The following is an 18,405-nucleotide window of genomic DNA, read 5'->3' as shown; positions in this document are numbered from 1 at the left end:
GCGCCCCTCGGTGACTGATCTCATGGGGGAAGGTGACGAGGTCGTCTTCCGGGTGTGGGATCGGAGCGCGCAGCGGTGAAGCCGGGCACAATGAAGGGTGGCCGAGATTCCGCTTTCCAAGGGGCACCGATGAGCAATACCGTGCATGGTTCGTCCACCTTCCCGCCGCACCACCCGGGCCTGGAGCCGCGCTTCCGGGTGTCCCGGGAGGCACTGCGTGCCTCCCTCTGGTTTTGGCCCACCTGCGCCTCGCTTGCAGCGGTGCTGCTGACCCTGCTGCTGCTGCAGGTTCGCCCGGGTGACGACGTCGCGTGGGCACGCTGGATCTGGCCGGCCGGCGTCGATGCCGCGAGCAGCCTGCTGCAGACCGTGGCCACCAGCGTGATGACGGCAGCGACCGTGACGTTCTCCCTGACCGTGGTGGCACTGCAGCTGGCCTCGCAGCAGTTTTCGCCCCGGCTGCTGCGCGACTTTGCCCGGGATGCCCGGACCCAGACCATCCTGGGCGTGCTGATGGGAACGTTCATGGCGTCCGTCACCGGCCTCTACGGGATGGAGGTGGACCGCTCCGTCCCGGTGCTGGTGGTAGGCCTGGTCTACGTGCTGGGGATTGCCAGCGGCGTGGTGCTGCTCCTGTTCATCGGGCACATCACCCGGTCGCTGCGGGTGGACACCATGATGCTCAACGCGCATCAGGGCTGCCTGGCGGTGCTGCGCGAAACCTATCCCGCATCCGATACCGGCGAGGTGCAGGACTTTCCCCGGCCCGACGGCGGCACTCCCGTGCCGGTCGGCCGCAGCGGCATCGTGCAGGCAGTGCACGCGAAGCCCCTGGTCCAGATGCTGCACGAACACGGGCTGACTATGCGGATGGAGGTGCAGCCAGGCGACCACGTCACCATCGGAACGCCGGTGGCCCGGGTCTGGAGCGACGACGGCGGCCCGGTCCCGCTGGGTGCCGTGCGCGAGTCCCTGGCGGGTGCGCTGGAGATCGGCTATGAACGGACACCGGAGCAGGACGCCGCGCTGGGGCTGCGCCAGCTGACCGACATTGCGGTCAAGGCCATTTCCCCGAGCATCAATGATCCGATCACCGCCGCCCATGCACTGGGCTACTGTGCGGATCTGTTGGTGGACATCTCGCGCCGGCGGCTCGGCCCCGAGGGGCAGGAAGATCGCGACGGGGTGCTGCGCCTGGTCACTGTGGGCCGTGACTACCGGTACTTCTTGGACCTGGTCTGCGGACCGGTCCGCCGCTTCGCGGATTCCGAACCGATTGTGCTCACCGCCGTGCAGCGCCTGCTGCGTGACTGCGCGGCCACTGCCGTCAATGAGAACCAGCGCGAGGAGATCCGCCGGCAGTCCTCGATGGTGCTCGAGAACACCTCACGGAACCTGGCGGTGGCTGACGGGCAGGAGGTCCGCGACATGGCCCGCCGGGTGGAGGAGGCCTTGGCCGGGGACCTGGAAGCCGCCTTCGGGGACCGGGCGGGGGAGACCCGCTCGGTCTAAGGCAGCAATTCCATGGCCAGGACGAAAATGCCCATGGCCAGCACGAAGAACCCGAAGCCGCGGCGCAGTGAGGCCTCGGGAATGCGTCCGACCAGCCGGGCGCCGATCAGCGATCCGACGATGGCCGCCGCAGTGACACCGCCCACCAGCGCCCAGTCCAGGGACACGGTGGTGAGGTAGCCGGCGAGGCCGGCGAAGGACTTCAGGGAAATGACCACCAGCGAAGTTCCCACCGCCACGGGCATGGAAAGCCCGCCCAGCAGGGCCAGCGCCGGGACCACCAGGAAGCCGCCGCCGGCGCCCACCAGGCCGGTCACCAAACCCACCACCAGGCCTTCCACAATGACCTTCCCCACCGGGAGTTCCTTGCCATGGGATTCCACCGCCCCGCCCTTGCGCCCGCGGATCATCGCCGCCGAGGTGGCGATCATCATCAGGGCAAAGGCGACCATCAGCACCGCTCCCGGTATCCGCCCGCCGAGCAGGCCGCCTGCAAACGCCCCTGCCATCCCGGCCGCACCGAAGAGCAGCCCGGTGCGCCACTTCACCCGGCCCTTGCGGGCGTGTCCGACGGCGCTGAAGGCCGAGGTGACGCCAACAACGAACAGGGAGGAGGCAATGGCTTCGCGGGGGCTCATGCCGGCCACGTAGGTCAGGATCGGGACGGTGAGGATGGACCCGCCGCCGCCGAGCAGGCCGAGCGAGAGCCCGATCAGCACGGAAAGCAGGAGGGTCGCGGCGAGGGGAACGGTCATGGGTGGTGTCCTTGAAAGTGGGGCAGTGGTGGTGGATGCGGGCCGGGTCAGCGCTTTGCGGGCAACGCGCTAATGGCCGACTCCGCCGTGGGCTCGGATGCCGCCTTGTTCCACGGCATCTTCGACAGGGCCTGGCCCATGGCGCAGGTATTGGTCGCAGCGGAGAACGTCAGTCCGGCACCGATTCCCCCGGCCAGCAGCCGCACCTTGGGGGAGACGAACCGGCCGCCGGCGAGGCCGGCGATCACCAGGGAGCCTGCGGCCATACGGACCTGGCGCTCCAGGGACCAGCGCTGGGCCCCTCGGACGACGTCGCCGCCGGCCGCGGCGAACGCGGGAACTCCTCCGGTGAGGACCTGGGCGGTGTTGATGCCGGTGCCGCTGAGCCGCCCGCGGGCCTGTTCGGCGCGGACACCGGACTGGCAGACCAGCACCACGCGGTCGCCCAGGCGTGTGGCCAGTTCATCGGTGTGCTCGGACAGCAGCGGCAGCGGCACGTTGTAGGAGCCCCGGATGTGCATGCTTTCAAACTCGGCAGCGGAACGGACGTCGAGGATCACGAGGTCCTCGTGCCGGCCCATCCAGTTCTGCAGGGTGGCGGCGTCGAGCTCGGTCACGGGGGAGGCGGAGGAGGCCATGGGGCCCTCATTTCTGTAGGTAGGTAGGTCTGCGGGGAACGCTGGAGCGAAACCCCTGGGGGTATACTTCCGGTAGGAAAACCACCACCGGAGGAGAAATCCATGCAGCTGGACAGCAACGAACTCGCACCCGTCATCAACCGGTTGAAGCGGGCTCAGGGGCAGTTGGCTGCCGTCACCCGCATGCTCGAGGAGGGGCGGGACTGCAAGGACATCGTCACGCAGCTGGCTGCTGTGTCGAAGGCCCTGGACAAGGCAGGATTCGCAGTCATCGCGGCCGGCCTGGAGCAGTGCCTGCTCAAGGAGGACGGTTCGATGGACAAGAAGGACCTCGAAAAGCTCTTCCTCTCCCTGGCCTAGGCGGCAGGGGCGGCGGTTCGCCTGCCGCCCTGCCAGCGGAAATCAGCTGTTGTTGCGGGCCTGCATGCCGGTCCATCCGGCGTAGCTGCCGTCCAGTTCGACGACGTCGTACCCGGCCCGGCGCAGGGCGCTGGCGGCCACGGAATTGCGCACGCCGCTCTGGCAGTACGTCACGATGGTCCCCTCGTCCGGCAGCTGGTCCAGGTTCCAGAGCACCCGGCCGGCACTGAGCTGCTTGGATTCGGGGATATGGCCCGCGGCGTGCTCGGTGCGGTTGCGGACATCAAGGACCAGGGCAGCGTCGAAGCCGTCCAGCTCCTCCGGCTGGATCAGGCGCGGCAGAGCCTGCGGCAGGCCGTCCAGGGTGGTGGTGAATCCGGCCACCCGGTCAATGCCGACCCGGACCAGGTGGTCCCACATCTCCTGCGCAGAGCCCTGATCGGCGGCGAGCAGCACCAGCGGGCGCTGGTCGGTTTCGGGGTCGACGGCCCAGGCGCCGAAGCTGGCGGTCTTGGTGCCTGCGGGGATGTTGACCGATCCGGAGACGGTTCCCTTGTGGACCTGGCCGTTCGGACGGGTGTCCACGAAGGTGAGGGTGTCCTGCGCCAGCCCGCGGGCGACGTCGTCCGTAGATAGTTCCTGCAGCGGTGCGCGTTCGCCCATCACGGCCGGACCCTGCCGGTTTTCGCGCTTCATCCGGCCGAAGTAGGCGTGCGCATCGGGCTGCCCGTCGAGCAATTCATCCACGAAGCCCTGCTCGTCATTGGCGGCAAGGTACTTGCCCCACCATGCGTAGAGGCGTTCGTAGCCCACGGTGGTGGAGGGGAGTGCGCCGAGCGCCTTGCCGCAGGCGCTGCCCGATCCGTGGCCGGGGTAGACCTGGATGTGGTCGGGCAGGGTCAGGAACTTCTCCTGCAGGCTGCGGAAAATCTGCCGCGCGCCTTCGAAGCGGGTGTCCACGCCGCCGGCGGCTTCATCCAGCAGGTCGGGGCGGCCCAGGTCTCCCGAGAAGACGAAGTCGCCGGAGAGCAGGTAGCCGGGTTCGCTGCTGAAGGCGCCGTCGGTGACCAGGAAGGAGAGGTGTTCCGGCGTGTGGCCCGGGGTATGCAGGGCCTGGAGGGTGATGTTTCCGAGGGAAACGGTGTCGCCGTCGTGCAGTCGGGCTGCCTCGAACCGGTACTGCCAGTCGGTGCCGCCCTCGCCGGAAACGTACATTTCGGCGCCGGTGGCGGCCGCGAGCTCGCGGGTGCCGGAGAGGTAATCGGCATGGATGTGGGTTTCGGTGACTGCGACAATGCGCATGCCGTTGGCGGCGGCGAGCTCCAGGTAGGTGTTGATGTCGCGGCGGGCGTCCACCACCACGGCCTCGCCCTGGCGCTGGCAGCCGATGAAGTAGCTTGCCTGGGCCAGGTCCTCGTCATAGATGCGTTCAAGCAGCATGGAATCTCCTTTTGGGGGTTTTGGACACCCCCTGGGGTATTGGTCTGATTCGACGGTAATACCTCCGGGGGTATGCAGGCAAACCGGAGGAGCATGCTTTTGCATACCCTAGGGGGTATCTGCCACGATGGTGGAGGGGCACCAAGTCCGGTAGGAAATCGAGCCAAGGAACAAGCAAAAATGTGCAGAGCAGTAAAGTGCGGCAAATGCGGCAAGACCACGTGGGCCGGATGCGGAAACCACGTTGACCAGGTGATGCGCGGGGTGCCGAAGGCGGACCGCTGCAGCTGCGGCGCGGAAGCGAAAGCTACAGTCGGCGCGCAGCCGTCCGGCGGCTGGCTCGGGAAACTGTTCGGCCGGAAGTAAGCGACGTCCGGGGCAGGCCGCGCCTCCGGCCACCGCAGGTGCGGCTGTGGCAGGCTGTCGGCATGGAAACCAGCACCGGCATGCCAGCCTGGCCGTCCGCAGACCCGGAGCACGGCAACGTGCGCCTGCGGCCCTTCCGGGATGAGGACGCGGCCACGGTCATGGAGATGTCCCGGGACGAGTATTTCCCCGCCATTGGCACTCTTGCCGGGAACGCCAGTGTGGAGCAGGCGATGGAGTGGGTGGAGCGGCAGCGGAACCGGTACGCGGAAGGTGCCGGCTTTTCCTTTGCGGTGGCCGACGCCGGCACCGACCGCTGCGTGGGTCAGCTGGGGCTGTGGCTCCGGGAGCTGGCGAAGGGCCGCGCCCAGGCCGGCTACGGGATAACTCCGTCGGCCCGCGGCCACCGGTTTGCCGCCTCGGCACTTCTCGCCGCGTTGGAGTTCGCTTGGACCATTCCGGAACTGCACCGCGTGGAGCTGTACATCGAGCCCTGGAATACCGCCTCCATCCGCACTGCCGAACTCGCGGGTTTTGCGCGCGAAGGACTATTGCGCAGCTACATGGAGATTTCCGGGCAGCGGCGGGACCTGCTGGTTTATGGAGCGGTCAGGGGACACGAGGGGTAGCTGGCGCCGGGACGGTGCACCCGCAATCATCCGCTCCGGCACACACGCGGCCCTCGTCCGTTGACGCCCCGCCCCGCGGAAGCGGACAGTTGAGGAATGCCAGGCATCGCCGCACCCCTCTGGGACAGGCTGACCGAGACCGTCCAATCGGGCTGGTGCCCGGGACTGGTGGCAGGGGTCCGGATCAACGGGCAGACCGAAGTCTTCGCCACCGGGTCACTGGGACTCGACCAGTCCGAGCCGATGGCCGAGGACACTCCGTTCCGCATCTCCTCGCTGAGCAAGCTGATCGGCGGCGCCCTGGCCATGAGCCTGGTGGCCGACGGCGCGCTGGGATTGAATGACGAGGCCGGCCGGTGGCTGCCGGGGCTCGCAAACCTGCGGGTGCTTCCCACGCCGGATGCCCCTTTGACGCTGACGGTCCCGGCCCGCGGCCCCGTCACGGTGCGCCACCTGCTGACCTTCACCGCCGGCCTCGGCGTCGACTTCGATCCGACCCCGTACGTGGCGGCCACCCAGGACTTCCTCTGGGGACCCAACCCGCCGGACATGACCCCCGAGGAGTATCTGGCCCGGCTCGGCAGCCTGCCGCTGGCCTACCAGCCGGGGGAGCGCTGGATGTACCACGCCAGCGCGGACGTGCTCTCGGTCCTGCTCGCGGCAGCCACTGTCACACCCCTGGACCAGCTGGTGCAGGAGCGGATCAGCGAACCGTTCGGGCTGACTGGCACCGGCTTCCCGACGGGCACCGAACATTTCCCGGTGGTGTACGCGGTTAACGACGACGGCGCGTTGTTCGAGGCGGTGTCCTACCGGGATGCCATGGCGGGACCGCCGAAGTTCGCGTCCCTGGGCGGCGGCATGGTCTCCACCGTGCCGGACTTCATGCGCTTTCTCACCGGGCTCGCGGATGACACGGTGCTGCCGGCCGAGCTGCGGCACCAGATGACCGCGGACCAGCTGACCTCCCCGCAGCAGGTCGGCGTGGCTGAAGTGGCAGGTCCGGACGAGTCCTGGGGGTTCATGACCGCCGTGCAGACCGGGCGCGGGGCGCCTTGGTCGGAGCCGGGCATGTGGGGGTGGGCCGGCGGATCCGGCACCAGCGCCGCCGTTTATCCCGACGGGGACATCGGCGTCGTGTTCACCCAACGGTTCATGGGTAGCCCGCAGGAGCATTTCGATTTCTTCTGGGAACCGTTCGGGGAGCTGCGGGAGAGTATTCGGAATACCGCTACTTAGTCGGCCGCGGCCTGGAGGTCTTCCTATGCGAAGTGGGTTGCTACCTTGGCAGCGGTCACCGACTCGACCAGCCGTTCAGCCAGCTCGCGCAGCTTGATGTTCTGGTGGCTGGACGCCCGCCGGAGGATGCCAAAGGCTTCCTCCTGGGTGCAGCGGTTCTGTCCGGCAACGATACCGACGGCAATGTCGATGGCGGTGCGGGATTCCATGGCTTTGCGCAGATCGTCGCTGTCGTCTTTGTGGTTGGCGATTTGAACGGCAACCTGCAGCGTCACGGCAGCTTCCGCCGCATAGTCCTCCACGGCATGCACGAAATCATCGGTGAAAATACCGGTGCTCTTGCCGTACAGGTTGAGGGCCGCGCCGCCGTCGTCACCAATGAGCAGGGGGACGGCGAGCATGGAATAGCAGCCCAGGCCATGGATAGCCTCGAAGTACTCAATCCAGCGGGAACCGGTGCGGGTATCCGGCACCAGCGTCAGCTCTCCGCTCTCCGCCGCGTACAGGCACGGACCGTCGCCGTACCCGTACTGGAGTTCATCGAGCTTGTTGGCCTCGGTGCTGCTGCTGGCCACGGTCTGGGCGCGTTTGTCCCGCTTCAGGGTGATGCTGCAGAAGAGCTGGTCCGGGTCGCTGAAGAGTTCCGCAGCTTGTCCGGCGAAGGCTTCAAGAAAAAGCTCCATGCCCGGGTTGTCCAGAATGAGTTGCTGCAGCTGCGCCGCAACTGAGGTTCCGCGAGTAAGGGCTGTCATTGCAACAGCTTACCCAACGTGCTTCTCCGCGAGACGGTTGGGAAATGGTCCACGGACGACGGCGCGCGGCCGGCGGCAACGCGGCCTGAACTTACGCGTTACGCTCCGGATGGGACCGACGAGCTCTAGGATAAACGCAGTCCCGAAGCGCAGCAGAAACACAGCACCGTAGAAACGAGGCCCCGTGTCCACGCCCCACCCTGATCCGCAGAACGACCACTACCCCTACCCAACAACAGCGGAATCGGGGGATCGTCCCCCGGCGTCGGCTCAATTCCCGTCCTACCCGGCGTCTGCCCAGCTGCCCGGCGGGCGTGCAGCGGGGGAGGGCTTTAAGAACCAGTCGCTGCTCTTCGGTGTGCTCGGCCTGTTTGTCGCTGGATTCGTCCTCGGTCCCATGGCCATTTACTACGCCCAGAAAGCCGAGGCGCTGAATGTCCCTGCAACTGCGGGCAAGGTGCTCGGCTGGGTCAACGTGGTTATGTGCGCCATCACCGTGGCTATCTTCCAGACGCTGATTTACTTCCTGGTGTTCGCCGCGGTTACCGGGTTTGGGGGCCGCGCCATCTAAGTGCTTGACCCTGACACAGTGGCAGGCAGGAGAACTGAGACATGCTATCCATCGGAGCCTTCGCGCAGATCGGCCAGGTGACCCACCGCATGCTGCGGCACTGGGACACCGCCGGGCTGCTCGTCCCGGCCCACGTGAACGAGTTCAGCGGCTACCGCTCCTACGATCCCTCGCAGCTGGAACGGCTGCACCGGATCGTCGCCCTCCGCCAGCTCGGCTTCGGCCTGGAGGAAGTTGCCTCCATCCTCGATGCCGGCGTCGACGCCGACCGGATCGCCCGGATGCTCCGCATCCGGCGGGCCGAGGTGGAGAGCGAACAGCGGACAGCGGCCGCGAGGCTCCTCGACGTGGAACGACGGCTCCATCTCATTGAAAAGGAAAATGCCATGTCCCAGATCGAAATTGTGCAGAAGTCCCTGCCCGCGGTCCGTTTGGCCGCCCGCACCGCCGTCGTCTCCGAACAGCACGAGGTGGCCGCCGTCGTCGGGCCGTTGTTCGACGCCGTGGCGAAGGCCCTGGCACCCACCGGCGCATCCCTGGATAGGCCGATCGCCCAGTACGAGACGAGCGAAAACGGCATGCACATCATGGCCGGGTATGCCGTCTCCACTGCAGGTCCCGACGGCGTGGAGCTGGTGGATCTGCCGTCCGTCCCGACGGCCATCTGCGGTGTCCACCTCGGCGCCATGGACCGCATAGGGGAAAGCTGGCAGGCCGTGCATACAGAGACCATTGCCCGCGGCTTTGTTCTCTCGGGTCCGTGCCGCGAGGTGTATATCCGTGCGGCCTCCGATGACCAGTCGGACTGGGTCACGGAGCTGCAGCAGCCCGTCCAGCCGGCGTAAGGAAACCTGCCCGAGGACAAGCACCGCGGACCGGCGCCGGGTGCGCCGGTCCGCGGATCTCCGCCGCTTTAGACGTTGTAGATCTTCCCGGCGGTGATCCCGCCGTCCACCACGAACTCCGCGCCCGTGGAGAAGCTGGACTCGTCGCTGGCCAGGAAGACGACCACACTGGTGACCTCTTCCGGAGCCGCCGGCCGGGTGAGGGTGGTTTCGGTGAAGTCGATCGGCTTCTGCCTGCCCATCACGGCGGTCATCGGGGTCTGGATGGACCCGGGGTGCACCGAGTTGACCCGCACGTGGGACGCGGCGAGTTCCAGTGCGGTGGACTTCGTCAGTCCGCGCAGGCCGAACTTCGACGCCGTGTAGCCGTGCATTCCGGCAATGCCCTCCAGCCCGGCGGTGGAGGAAATGTTGATGACCGACGACGGCGCGGACGCCTTGAGCGCCTCGACTGCTGCGGACATGCCGAGGAAGGGTCCGGTCAGGTTGATGTCCAGTGCCCGCTGCCAGCGCTCCGCCGGGTATTGGCCGAGCGGGCCGCCGTCGAGGATGCCGGCGTTGTTCACCAGGATGTTGAGCCCGCCGAAGGTGTCCAGCGTGGCTGCCACGGCGGCCGCCCAGTCCTCGGCGCTGGTGACATTCAGATGCACGTAGCGGGCGGCGTCGCCCAGTTCCGCGGCCAGGGCGGCACCGGCGTCGTCGTTGATGTCGGCGATCATCACCTTGGCGCCTTCACGCACGAAAGCGCGCGCATGGGAAGCGCCCATACCGCTGGCTGCGCCGGTAATCAGGGCTACTTTGTCTTTGAGTCGTTCGCTCACGGTTGGATCCTCCTGGTTGGATTGCCGGTTTCCACGGCACGTTCGGCGCTGGGGTGGGGCGGGGCCCTTTTTCGATCGTACGGCGGCGGAATCGGGCAATACCCGACGGAGTGGCCCCGTTGTGGGCAGTGTCATATCCGCAGGAAACCCTTTAGGCTCCTCCTCATGGCATCCCTGATCTCCCACACCTCCTTCGACAGCCTCGACGCCTACGGGCAGTCCGTGTTCTGGCGGCGGATCCTCGGCTTCCGGGAAGACCCGGAGGACCCGAACCGGCCCGGCGAGGAGGAATGCATGATCTTCTCGCAGGACGGCACCCAGCGGCTGCTGTTCATCGAGGTTCCGGACGCCAAGCAGATCAAGAACCGCGTCCATCTGGACTTGAAGCCCGCCGAAGGTACCCGCGACCAGGAACTCGAGCGACTCCTGGGGCTGGGCGCCCGCGAAGTGGACGACCGGCGCAACGCGGACGGCACCGGGTGGGTGGTGCTCGCCGATCCGGAGGGCAACGAATTCTGCATCCTGCGCAGCGACGAGGAGCGCCGGGCGTCGGCGGCAGCAGTCTAAGGCCGCTGATCAGAAGGGCTGGTGCCGGCGCGGAACTGCCGGCACCAAATTGGCCGTCCGGCGTAGAAACGGTGCGGAGAGCCTCCCGCCTGCCGGTCACAGCTTGTAATCTCGAAAGGCCCATGGCGGCCGAATGACCGCAGCATCCGCGGCCACCCGTACACCCCGCCGAACCCGTTCGCCCAGGGAGCCCCCATGCAACTGGAACCGCGCAGACCCAGCACCAAGGGACCGGCACACATGTTCACCGGCGACGTTTGGTTCGAAGTCATTGCGGCACCGCAGCCGGCACCGTCCCGGATGCGTGTCAACGCCGTGCACTTTGCTCCCGGCGCCCGCACCGCCTGGCACGTCCACGCCGTTGGGCAGACCCTGCACGTCACCGAAGGCTACGGCCTGATTCAGTCCCGGGGCGGGGACATCCTGACGATGCGCCCCGGAGACACCGTCTACACCCCGCCGGGGGAGTGGCACTGGCACGGCGCCGCCCCGGACAACCTCATGACCCACCTGGCCATGTGGGAGGCCCCGCTCGACGACGGCGCGGAGTCCGACTGGGGCGACCTCGTCACCGACGAGGAATACGGTACCCGGCCCTGATTTCGGATGACCAACGAGAGGAAAGCCGATGGAAAACGTGACCCTGAACAACGGCGTCGAAATGCCGATCCTGGGCTTCGGCGTGTACCAGGTCCCGCCGGACGAGACCGAAGAGGCCGTGACCAACGCGCTGGCCGCGGGATACCGCTCGCTGGACACCGCCGCGGCCTACCAAAACGAGGCCGCCGTGGGGCGTGCCGTGCAGAAGAGCGGCCTGGCACGCAACGAACTGTTCATCACCACTAAGCTCTGGATCCAGGACAACGGTGAGGCCACCACCACGCGCGCCTTCGAGGCCTCGCTGCAGAACCTGGGTACGGAGTACGTGGACCTGTACCTGATCCACCAGCCGTTCGGCGACGTCTACGGCGAGTGGCGGGTGATGGAACAGCTCTACAGCGACGGCGCGGCGCGGGCCATCGGGGTCTCGAACTTCGCCCCTGACCGGCTGGTGGACCTGGTCATTCACCACGACGTGGTTCCGGCGGTGAACCAGATTGAAACCAACCCGTTCTACCAGCGGGCGGTCGAAAACCAGCTGATGAGCGACCGCGGCATCCGGCACGAGTCCTGGGCACCGTTCGCCGAGGGGAAGAACAACCTCTTCTCCGATCCCACTCTCTCGGCCGTCGGCGAGGCGCATGGGAAGTCCATTCCCCAGGTAGTGCTCCGCTGGCTGATCCAACGCGGGATAGTGGTGATCCCGAAATCGGTCCGGCCGGACCGGATGGCGGAAAACTTCGACGTGTTCGACTTCGAGCTCAGCCCCCAGGAAATGGCCGCGATTGCCGACCTGGACACCGGGAAGTCCATGTTCTTCGACCACCGGGACCCCGAGGCTGTGGCCCGGTTGAGCGGGGTCACTTTGGAGTAGGTTCGGGCGCCCGGGTGTCTTACTTCGTTTCGGGCGCCCGATGCAGGTCCCGCACGAGGTAGAGCCACGGGAAGGACCGGCTCCCCACCTGCCAGCCGTCCGTTTCGTAGTGGGAGGACGGCCGGGTCCAGAGGACGCGGCGGTGTTCCCACTGGGTGTCCGTCTGCAGCATCCGGTGCCGGAGCATGTCGACGCCGATGGTGCGCCAGCCGAGCCGCCCGGCCAGTTCCAGCTCGGGCATTTCATCGAAGGCCGTGACCGGGCCGAGCCAGCGCTCGCGGGAACCGGGGGCCTGTTCCGCCGGGCGGGCACCGAAACGCTGTTGCACCGCCTGCCGGGTCATCCCCAGCTCACGGCCCAATGCGGCCCAGCTGACTCCCGCGCTCCGGGCCGCCGCGACGGCACGGTGCTGCAGCTGCTGGCTGGCCTGCTCGGCGGCTCCCGCCCTAGCCACCAGGGCGAGGTGGTCCTCCTCGGTGAGGGTCCCGGCGTCGTCGTAGTCGCCGAGGATCAGTGCGCCGATCTGTTCCTGCAGATCGGTGACCGGGCCGCGGGTCACGGCTGTTCCCCGGCATCTCGGCTGGGCAGCCAGTATTCGGTGCCGCTGCTGTCCGTGTTTCCCCGCCGGACCTGCGTGACGGCAAGGTACACGCTGAGCGCGATCAGAGCGAAGCCACCGCCCTGGCAGAGGCCCTTGGGGAAACCATGCAGGTCAAGCAGCAACCAGATGGCAAACAGAGCAACACCAACCAGGAACATCACTGCGGCGTAAACGGCGGTGAAGATGCGGAAAGTTCTCATGGTGTCAATCAAAGCTTGACGCCATCGAAACGTCAAGGATTTGTTGACACTTCTTTTTCCGGCTTGCGGTACTCGCGTATTAGGGGGCCGCGGCGGCTAGGGTGCGGGCATTGGTGCACCATCAGCGGTGCCCTGAAAAGAAGGTGCGCTGAAGAGAAGAGGAGCAGACGTGGAACGTTCGGTGTTGTCGTTGTGGTCATCCGGGTCGGTGCTGTCCATCGGGTCGAAGAACTCGGTGCTGTCGATCGGCAGTGTGGGATCGGCGTGTTCGATCGGTTCGATCGGATCGTTTGGGTCGGTGCTGTCCATCGGATCCGCGCTATCCGCGGCGGCGGTGATGTCCTGGCTGTCCGTCGGGTCGATCATGTCTTCACGGTCGAAGGCGGGGGTCATGGCCGCAGGGAAGGCCTAGCCTGCGGGCGCCCAAGCTGTGACCGTCAGATAGCCGGGTTCCGCCAGATCGATGTCCGCCTCCAGTTCCTGCCGCTGGGTCCCGGAGTAGGGCGCCACCAGCAAAGTGCCTACCCGGACCATGCCCGCGCCGGCCGTACCGCGCCAGCCGATCGAGGCCGCTGCTTCCTCGCCCGGGGCCAGCGTCACCGGCTCCACCGGAGGATCCTCGGTCATATGGGAGCCGCCGTGCACCGCGGTGATGCCCATGACCCAGCCATCGCTGCTCTCGAAGTCCAGATCCGGGTAGCCCTGCACCGTGCAGGACCGTGTTCCCGTGTTTCGCACGGTGATCTGCGCTGCCCGGTGGCCCGTGGCCGCATCCCACCCGCCGATCGAGGACTCGACTTCTTCACCGGTGCACCACAGCGGATCTGGCTCGGAGAGGGCGGCACCCACCGGGGCGGCACCGTAAACCGTTGGCTCCGGAGTGGGCGTCGCGGCAGGTTCCGGGGCCGGCTGCGAGGGGTCGCGGGCGGTGAGCGGAAGCGCAACCATCACGGCTGCGGAGAAAAGGGCGAATGCCCCCAAGGCCCAGCCACGCTGCCGAACCCGGGCGGTGAGGGCGGGTTCCTCCGGAACCCGGGCTGCGTGACGTTTCTCCGGCAGATGGGAACCCGCCCCGTCGGAAGCGGGGGCGGAAAGGAAGGTGGCCACGAGGGCCGGCACCCAGCCCCAGGCAACCCCCCAATACGCTCCGGTGAGCAGCGAGGGCCCAAGCAGGTCAAAAATCCACTGTGCCCGGCCCAGGGGCCATTGGGCTAGGACCGAAGCCACGGCCAGCACCGCTGAACCGGCCACGGCCGCCAGCGTCACGCTCATCCAGTTGGCCAGGAAGAGCGCGCCCCGGGTACCGGTCTTCCTGCTATCGGGCAGGAGCACCAAGGTGAACGCGGCCACGGCCAGGGCTGTTAACCCGGCCACCAGCACCAGGCCGGAACCGTCTAGGAGAGATTTGATGCGGACCGGCATAGTGTCCGGGGAGACCAGTGAAGCCAGATGGATCGGTATCCGGCCGTTCCCTGCGGTCAGCAGCGCTTCGAAGGCCCAGCCGGAAATCAGCCAGAGGGCGGCGACGGCGGCGGGTAGAAGCAGCGGTTTCAATCTTGCGGAAGAGTTCCCCATGCCGCGAGGGTACCCCGTCATCCTCAAGCCGGACCCGGCAGCGGTGCGTGCGGGAAGTTACCGGACCCTTGCCGGTGCGAGTTGCCGTCGCAGTTCAGCGCACAGTTCCGCCAGCGCCTGCGGGGCGCTGCGGCACAGCCGCGGGAAGGCCAGGTAGCCGTGCGGCATCCCGACATAGGTGGTGACGCGGACGGGAACGCCCGCCTTGCGCAGCACTTCGGCGTAGCGCAGCCCGTCGTCGCGGATGGGGTCGTGTTCGGCTACCTGGATCAGTCCCGGCGGCAGCCCGGTGTGGTCCAGTGCGAGCAGGGGTGAGGCGTACGGGTTGCTGCGGTCTTTCAGGTCAGGGACATAGAGGCTGCCGTAGCGGAGGATGTCTTTCTTGGTGAGGATGGGTGCGTTGGCGTTTTCCTCGATTGACGGGCTGCCCAAGGTCATATCGGTGGCGGGGTAGATCAGCCCCTGGAACGCGATGGCGGGACCGGACCGGTCCCGGCACATCAGCGTCAGTACCGCCGCCAGGTTGCCTCCGGCACTGTCGCCCACCACGGCGAGCCGGCCGGCGTCGGCCTCCCATTCATCGGCACGGGCGGCCACCTCAAGCAGCGCCGCATAGCAGTCCTCGGCGGCGGCGGGCCAGGGATGCGTCGGCGCCAGCCGGTACTCGAGGGAAACGACGACGGCGCGTGCGTCCCGGGCGATGGTGCTGGCCAGCGAGTCATAAATATCCAGGTTGCCGACGGTCCAGCCGCCGCCGTGGATCAGGACCACCAGCGGCAACGTTCCGTCGGCGTCCTTCGGCCGGTACACCCGGACGGGGATCCGGCCCTCCGCACCCGCGGCGGTGTCGTCCTTCAGCTTTACGCCGGATGCGACGCCGCCCAGCACCCAGTCCAGAACCGGGTTGTGCTTGATGGTGCGCTGCTGGTCAGCGAGGATCTGTTCCTCGCTCTTGTGCGCCACCGACACCCTGCCCAGCACCTTGCCCACCAGCCGCACCCGGAGATCAAGCTTTGCCATCGTGAACCTTCCTTCTGCTTACCGGCACAGCCAGGGAACTTCCTCCGCTGCTCCGGACGGGCTATACCCCCGGCCGCCCGGGGCGCCCTCGCACCACTCGCTCACCAACGCCCCGCCGAGGCTCAGCGTAACGGGAAGCGCACCCACAAGGAGCAGCATCCCGGTGAGTGTTGAACATAGCCAGGCCTGGCCCGCAGAGGTGGCACGCCGCAACACGATATAGGCAGCTACCGCCCCGAAAAACGTGAGAAGAAAGGGCAGGAAGCGCAGAGCCTGGTCCCAGGTGGAGCCCGTCCCGGCGAGGGCGGACTGGAGGGAAGCTGCAGCCAGGACCGCCCCGATTAGGGCCGGTACCCCGCAGATGGCCCACACGATCATTGCCAAGGCCAGCGGCGCCTGGGGAGGGGGTGCAGCGTATGCGGGCATGCGCCCGAGTGTAGCTCAGGCGCCGATGTGCAGGATCGGCCAGGCCTTCCGCGCGTGCGGAAAAGCCGCGCCTGCCGGGACCCGCCGTCGTCGTTCCCGTCAGCCGTTGCCGCGCCGGAAGCGACCGGGCAGAATCGGACCGTCGGTGAAGGCACGGGACAATGAGGCCCGGGTACCGGCCTGGGCGGATGGAGCGGCAATGAGCACGGACACTACGACGAGCACGGGCACCGGGGCTGCGCCGCACGCCGCGGACAGCCATGACGTGATCCGGGTGCAGGGTGCACGGGTGAACAACCTGCGGGATATCAGCATCGAGATTCCCAAGCGGCGGCTAACGGTGTTCACCGGGGTGTCCGGCTCCGGCAAGAGCTCGCTGGTGTTCGGCACCGTGGCCGCCGAATCCCAGCGGCTGATCAACGAGACTTACAGTGCCTTTGTGCAGGGCTTTATGCCCTCCCTGGCCCGGCCGGAAGTGGACCTGCTGGAGGGACTGACCACTGCGATCATTGTCGACCAGGAACGGATGGGTTCGAATCCGCGCTCTACGGTAGGCACCGCCACGGACGCCAACGCGATGCTGCGGATCCTGTTCAGCCGGCTGGGTCAGCCGAACATCGGCCCGCCCAACGCGTATTCCTTCAATGTCCCGTCCGTGAAGGCATCCGGCGCCATCACGGTGGAGCGGGGCGACGGTAAGACCCGGGCGGAAAAGGCGGTGTTCAACCGGCTCGGCGGCATGTGCCCGCGCTGCGAGGGGACGGGAGCGGTCACCGACTTCGACCTCACGGCACTGTTCGACGGCGCGAAATCACTGTCCGAAGGCGCCATCACGGTGCCGGGCTACAGCATGGAGGGCTGGTTCGGGCGGATCTACGCCGGCTCCGGGTTCTTCAACATGGACAAGCCGATTGCAAAGTTCAACAAGCGCGAGCTGCATGACCTGCTGTACAAGGAGCCCACCAAGATCAAGGTGGAGGGCATCAACCTCACCTATGAAGGGCTGATCCCCAAGATCTCCAAGTCCATGCTGTCCAAGGATCCCGAAGCGATGCAGCCGCACATCCGCGCCTTCGTGGAACGGGCCATCACCTTCAGCACCTGTCCCGAATGCGACGGCACCCGGATCAGCCCGGAGGCACGGTCCTCGAAGATCGGCGGCCTCAACATCGCCGATGTCTGCGCCATGCAGATCAGCGACCTCGCCGGGTGGGTGCGCGGCCTGAAGGAACCCTCGGTGGCGCCGCTGCTGGCCGGACTGCAGCACCTGCTGGACGCCTTCGCCGAAATCGGGCTGGGCTACCTCTCCCTGGACCGCCCCTCGGGCACCCTCTCCGGCGGGGAGTCTCAGCGGACCAAGATGATCCGCCACCTGGGCTCCTCGCTGACCGACGTCACCTATGTCTTCGACGAACCGACCATCGGCCTGCACCCGCACGACATTGCCCGGATGAACCAGCTGCTGCTGCAGCTGCGGGACAAGGGCAACACGGTGCTGGTGGTGGAACATAAACCGGAAACCATTGCGATTGCGGACCACGTGGTGGACCTGGGGCCGGGCGCCGGCACCGAAGGCGGCACGGTGACCTTCGAGGGACCGCTGGAGGAACTGCGGCAGAGCGGCACCCTGACCGGCCGCCACCTCGGGGACCGGGCGCGGCTCAAGGACTCGGTGCGGCCGGCGTCGTCGTCCCTGGAAGTGCGCGGTGCCGCCACCAACAACCTGCGCGACGTCGACGTCGACATTCCGCTGGGCGTGCTGGTGGTCCTCACCGGGGTGGCCGGCTCCGGCAAGAGCTCGCTGATCACCGGGTCGGTATCCGGGCGGGACGGCGTGGTGACGGTGGACCAGGGTGCCATCCGCGGCTCCCGGCGCAGCAACCCGGCCACGTACACCGGTCTGCTGGAACCGATCCGCAAGGCGTTCGCGAAGGTCAACGGGGTGAAGCCTGCCCTGTTTTCCTCCAATTCCGAAGGGGCGTGCCCGTCCTGCAACGGCGCCGGCGTGATCTACACCGAGCTGGGCGTGATGGCCACGGTGGAATCGGTGTGCGAGGACTGCGAAGGCCGCCGCTTCCAGGCGTCGGTGCTGGAATACACGCTGGGCGGGAAGGATATTGCCGAGGTGCTGGCCCTGTCAGTGGCCGAGGCGCAGGAGTTCTTCGGCGACGGCGAAGCCCGCACCCCGGCCGCACATAAGATCCTGAGCCAGCTGGCCGACGTCGGGCTCGGGTACCTGCAGCTGGGGCAGCCGCTGACCACGCTTTCCGGCGGCGAGCGGCAGCGGCTGAAGCTGGCCACGCATATGGGCGGCAAGGAAGGCGTCTTTGTACTGGACGAGCCGACCACCGGGCTGCACCTGGCCGACGTCGAGCAACTGCTGGCCCTGCTGGACCGGCTGGTGAATGCCGGGAAGTCCGTGATCGTGATCGAGCACCACCAGGCGGTGATGGCGCATGCGGACTGGATTATCGATCTGGGTCCCGGTGCCGGGCGGGACGGCGGGAGCATCGTGTTCGAGGGGACCCCGGCGGATCTGGTGGCGGACGCGTCTACGCTGACCGGCCAGCATCTGGCGGCGTACGTGGCGGGGTAGGTTTGCTGCCGGCAGGGT

General features: G+C 67.3%; 21 protein-coding genes. 10 read left to right on the top strand and 11 right to left on the bottom strand.

Annotated features, from left to right (window positions below; all coding sequences use genetic code 11):
- The first annotated feature begins 129 nt into the window (after positions 1 to 129).
- Positions 130 to 1,512: a DUF2254 domain-containing protein gene (locus NNX34_RS04675; RefSeq protein WP_255765350.1), complete on the top strand. Its 1,383-nt coding sequence runs from the start codon at positions 130 to 132 to the stop codon at positions 1,510 to 1,512.
- Here NNX34_RS04675 and NNX34_RS04670 read toward each other — a convergent pair.
- Together NNX34_RS04670 and NNX34_RS04665 are read right to left on the bottom strand one after the other, a co-directional pair.
- Complete coding sequence (locus NNX34_RS04670; protein ID WP_255765349.1) at positions 1,509 to 2,267, bottom strand: sulfite exporter TauE/SafE family protein; 759 nt, start codon at positions 2,265 to 2,267, stop codon at positions 1,509 to 1,511. The two genes, NNX34_RS04675 and NNX34_RS04670, sit on opposite strands and share 4 nt — an antisense overlap.
- A gap of 47 nt (positions 2,268 to 2,314) precedes the next feature.
- A complete protein-coding gene (locus tag NNX34_RS04665; RefSeq protein ID WP_255765348.1) occupies positions 2,315 to 2,905 on the bottom strand; it encodes a rhodanese-like domain-containing protein in 591 nt (196 codons plus the stop codon).
- A gap of 102 nt (positions 2,906 to 3,007) precedes the next feature.
- On the opposite strand from NNX34_RS04665, the gene NNX34_RS04660 reads away from it, so the two are divergent.
- The gene (locus NNX34_RS04660) at positions 3,008 to 3,265 is read left to right on the top strand and encodes a metal-sensitive transcriptional regulator (protein ID WP_255765347.1); all 258 of its coding nucleotides are present in this window, start codon (positions 3,008 to 3,010) and stop codon (positions 3,263 to 3,265) included.
- Positions 3,266 to 3,307: 42 nt separating this feature from the next.
- Here NNX34_RS04660 and NNX34_RS04655 read toward each other — a convergent pair whose 3' ends face one another.
- Positions 3,308 to 4,705, bottom strand: a complete 1,398-nt coding sequence (locus NNX34_RS04655) for a rhodanese-like domain-containing protein (protein ID WP_255765346.1) — start codon at positions 4,703 to 4,705, stop codon at positions 3,308 to 3,310.
- A gap of 428 nt (positions 4,706 to 5,133) precedes the next feature.
- Here NNX34_RS04655 and NNX34_RS04645 point away from each other — a divergent pair, with 428 nt between their 5' ends.
- A complete protein-coding gene (locus tag NNX34_RS04645; protein WP_255765344.1) occupies positions 5,134 to 5,700 on the top strand; it encodes a GNAT family N-acetyltransferase in 567 nt (188 codons plus the stop codon).
- Between the two features lie 96 nt (positions 5,701 to 5,796).
- Positions 5,797 to 6,939, top strand: a complete 1,143-nt coding sequence (locus NNX34_RS04640) for a serine hydrolase (RefSeq protein ID WP_255765343.1) — start codon at positions 5,797 to 5,799, stop codon at positions 6,937 to 6,939.
- Between the two features lie 23 nt (positions 6,940 to 6,962).
- Here NNX34_RS04640 and NNX34_RS04635 read toward each other — a convergent pair whose 3' ends face one another.
- Entirely contained in the window at positions 6,963 to 7,691 is a 729-nt protein-coding gene (locus NNX34_RS04635; protein ID WP_255765342.1) for a GAF and ANTAR domain-containing protein, read from the bottom strand.
- 184 nt (positions 7,692 to 7,875) lie between these two features.
- Between NNX34_RS04635 and NNX34_RS04630 the strand changes: the two genes are divergently transcribed.
- The gene (locus tag NNX34_RS04630; RefSeq protein ID WP_255765341.1) at positions 7,876 to 8,262 is read left to right on the top strand and encodes a hypothetical protein; all 387 of its coding nucleotides are present in this window, start codon (positions 7,876 to 7,878) and stop codon (positions 8,260 to 8,262) included.
- Between the two features lie 41 nt (positions 8,263 to 8,303).
- Positions 8,304 to 9,107: a MerR family transcriptional regulator gene (locus NNX34_RS04625; RefSeq protein WP_255765340.1), complete on the top strand. Its 804-nt coding sequence runs from the start codon at positions 8,304 to 8,306 to the stop codon at positions 9,105 to 9,107.
- Between the two features lie 68 nt (positions 9,108 to 9,175).
- On the opposite strand, the gene NNX34_RS04620 is transcribed toward NNX34_RS04625, so the two are convergent.
- Entirely contained in the window at positions 9,176 to 9,928 is a 753-nt protein-coding gene (locus NNX34_RS04620) for a glucose 1-dehydrogenase (RefSeq protein ID WP_255765339.1), read from the bottom strand.
- A 165-nt stretch (positions 9,929 to 10,093) separates the two neighbouring features.
- Here NNX34_RS04620 and NNX34_RS04615 point away from each other — a divergent pair, with 165 nt between their 5' ends.
- From NNX34_RS04615 to NNX34_RS04605, 3 genes are all read left to right on the top strand, one after another.
- Positions 10,094 to 10,495: a VOC family protein gene (locus NNX34_RS04615; RefSeq protein ID WP_255765338.1), complete on the top strand. Its 402-nt coding sequence runs from the start codon at positions 10,094 to 10,096 to the stop codon at positions 10,493 to 10,495.
- A gap of 195 nt (positions 10,496 to 10,690) precedes the next feature.
- Entirely contained in the window at positions 10,691 to 11,095 is a 405-nt protein-coding gene (locus tag NNX34_RS04610; RefSeq protein WP_255765337.1) for a cupin domain-containing protein, read from the top strand.
- A gap of 28 nt (positions 11,096 to 11,123) precedes the next feature.
- Positions 11,124 to 11,969 carry an aldo/keto reductase gene (locus tag NNX34_RS04605; RefSeq protein ID WP_255765336.1) on the top strand — a complete coding sequence of 282 codons (846 nt, stop codon included), beginning with the start codon at positions 11,124 to 11,126 and terminating at the stop codon, positions 11,967 to 11,969.
- Positions 11,970 to 11,988: 19 nt separating this feature from the next.
- Here the strand turns inward: NNX34_RS04605 and NNX34_RS04600 are convergent, their stop codons facing one another.
- The 6 genes from NNX34_RS04600 to NNX34_RS04575 form a co-directional block, all read right to left on the bottom strand.
- Positions 11,989 to 12,528, bottom strand: coding sequence for a hypothetical protein (locus NNX34_RS04600; protein ID WP_255765335.1), 540 nt, complete (start codon positions 12,526 to 12,528; stop codon positions 11,989 to 11,991).
- A complete protein-coding gene (locus NNX34_RS04595) occupies positions 12,525 to 12,770 on the bottom strand; it encodes a hypothetical protein (RefSeq protein WP_255765334.1) in 246 nt (81 codons plus the stop codon). The genes NNX34_RS04600 and NNX34_RS04595 overlap by 4 nt, the downstream gene beginning before the upstream one ends.
- A 96-nt stretch (positions 12,771 to 12,866) precedes the next feature.
- Entirely contained in the window at positions 12,867 to 13,163 is a 297-nt protein-coding gene (locus NNX34_RS04590) for a hypothetical protein (protein ID WP_255765333.1), read from the bottom strand.
- Positions 13,164 to 13,178: 15 nt separating this feature from the next.
- Positions 13,179 to 14,345 (bottom strand): DUF4232 domain-containing protein, encoded by a 1,167-nt coding sequence (locus tag NNX34_RS04585; RefSeq protein ID WP_255765332.1) that lies wholly within the window; start codon positions 14,343 to 14,345, stop codon positions 13,179 to 13,181.
- Between the two features lie 57 nt (positions 14,346 to 14,402).
- Positions 14,403 to 15,365, bottom strand: coding sequence for an alpha/beta hydrolase (locus tag NNX34_RS04580; protein ID WP_255765331.1), 963 nt, complete (start codon positions 15,363 to 15,365; stop codon positions 14,403 to 14,405).
- A gap of 18 nt (positions 15,366 to 15,383) precedes the next feature.
- A complete protein-coding gene (locus NNX34_RS04575) occupies positions 15,384 to 15,791 on the bottom strand; it encodes a hypothetical protein (protein ID WP_255765330.1) in 408 nt (135 codons plus the stop codon).
- Between the two features lie 199 nt (positions 15,792 to 15,990).
- Between NNX34_RS04575 and NNX34_RS04570 the strand changes: the two genes are divergently transcribed.
- Positions 15,991 to 18,387: an excinuclease ABC subunit UvrA gene (locus NNX34_RS04570; RefSeq protein ID WP_255765329.1), complete on the top strand. Its 2,397-nt coding sequence runs from the start codon at positions 15,991 to 15,993 to the stop codon at positions 18,385 to 18,387.
- Positions 18,388 to 18,405 lie beyond the last annotated feature (18 nt).

This window comes from Arthrobacter sp. zg-Y1116, from assembly GCF_024385485.1.
Classification (GTDB): domain Bacteria; phylum Actinomycetota; class Actinomycetes; order Actinomycetales; family Micrococcaceae; genus Arthrobacter_B.
Note: the sequence above shows the minus strand (reverse complement) of the source record. Positions and strands in the feature narration are given on the sequence as shown.

Excerpts from the sequence above, each read along its gene's own strand:
- NNX34_RS04575 (WP_255765330.1), bottom strand. The coding sequence starts at position 15,791 with ATGCCCGCATACGCTGCACCCCCTCCCCAGGCGCCGCTGGCCTTGGCA.
- NNX34_RS04590 (WP_255765333.1), bottom strand. The coding sequence starts at position 13,163 with ATGACCCCCGCCTTCGACCGTGAAGACATGATCGACCCGACGGACAGC.
- NNX34_RS04660 (WP_255765347.1), top strand. The coding sequence starts at position 3,008 with ATGCAGCTGGACAGCAACGAACTCGCACCCGTCATCAACCGGTTGAAG.
- NNX34_RS04640 (WP_255765343.1), top strand. The coding sequence starts at position 5,797 with ATGCCAGGCATCGCCGCACCCCTCTGGGACAGGCTGACCGAGACCGTC.
- NNX34_RS04570 (WP_255765329.1), top strand. The coding sequence starts at position 15,991 with ATGAGCACGGACACTACGACGAGCACGGGCACCGGGGCTGCGCCGCAC.
- NNX34_RS04610 (WP_255765337.1), top strand. The coding sequence starts at position 10,691 with ATGCAACTGGAACCGCGCAGACCCAGCACCAAGGGACCGGCACACATG.
- NNX34_RS04675 (WP_255765350.1), top strand. The coding sequence starts at position 130 with ATGAGCAATACCGTGCATGGTTCGTCCACCTTCCCGCCGCACCACCCG.
- NNX34_RS04655 (WP_255765346.1), bottom strand. The coding sequence starts at position 4,705 with ATGCTGCTTGAACGCATCTATGACGAGGACCTGGCCCAGGCAAGCTAC.
- NNX34_RS04595 (WP_255765334.1), bottom strand. The coding sequence starts at position 12,770 with ATGAGAACTTTCCGCATCTTCACCGCCGTTTACGCCGCAGTGATGTTC.
- NNX34_RS04670 (WP_255765349.1), bottom strand. The coding sequence starts at position 2,267 with ATGACCGTTCCCCTCGCCGCGACCCTCCTGCTTTCCGTGCTGATCGGG.
- NNX34_RS04645 (WP_255765344.1), top strand. The coding sequence starts at position 5,134 with ATGGAAACCAGCACCGGCATGCCAGCCTGGCCGTCCGCAGACCCGGAG.
- NNX34_RS04580 (WP_255765331.1), bottom strand. The coding sequence starts at position 15,365 with ATGGCAAAGCTTGATCTCCGGGTGCGGCTGGTGGGCAAGGTGCTGGGC.
- NNX34_RS04615 (WP_255765338.1), top strand. The coding sequence starts at position 10,094 with ATGGCATCCCTGATCTCCCACACCTCCTTCGACAGCCTCGACGCCTAC.
- NNX34_RS04625 (WP_255765340.1), top strand. The coding sequence starts at position 8,304 with ATGCTATCCATCGGAGCCTTCGCGCAGATCGGCCAGGTGACCCACCGC.
- NNX34_RS04605 (WP_255765336.1), top strand. The coding sequence starts at position 11,124 with ATGGAAAACGTGACCCTGAACAACGGCGTCGAAATGCCGATCCTGGGC.
- NNX34_RS04585 (WP_255765332.1), bottom strand. The coding sequence starts at position 14,345 with ATGGGGAACTCTTCCGCAAGATTGAAACCGCTGCTTCTACCCGCCGCC.
- NNX34_RS04635 (WP_255765342.1), bottom strand. The coding sequence starts at position 7,691 with ATGACAGCCCTTACTCGCGGAACCTCAGTTGCGGCGCAGCTGCAGCAA.
- NNX34_RS04665 (WP_255765348.1), bottom strand. The coding sequence starts at position 2,905 with ATGGCCTCCTCCGCCTCCCCCGTGACCGAGCTCGACGCCGCCACCCTG.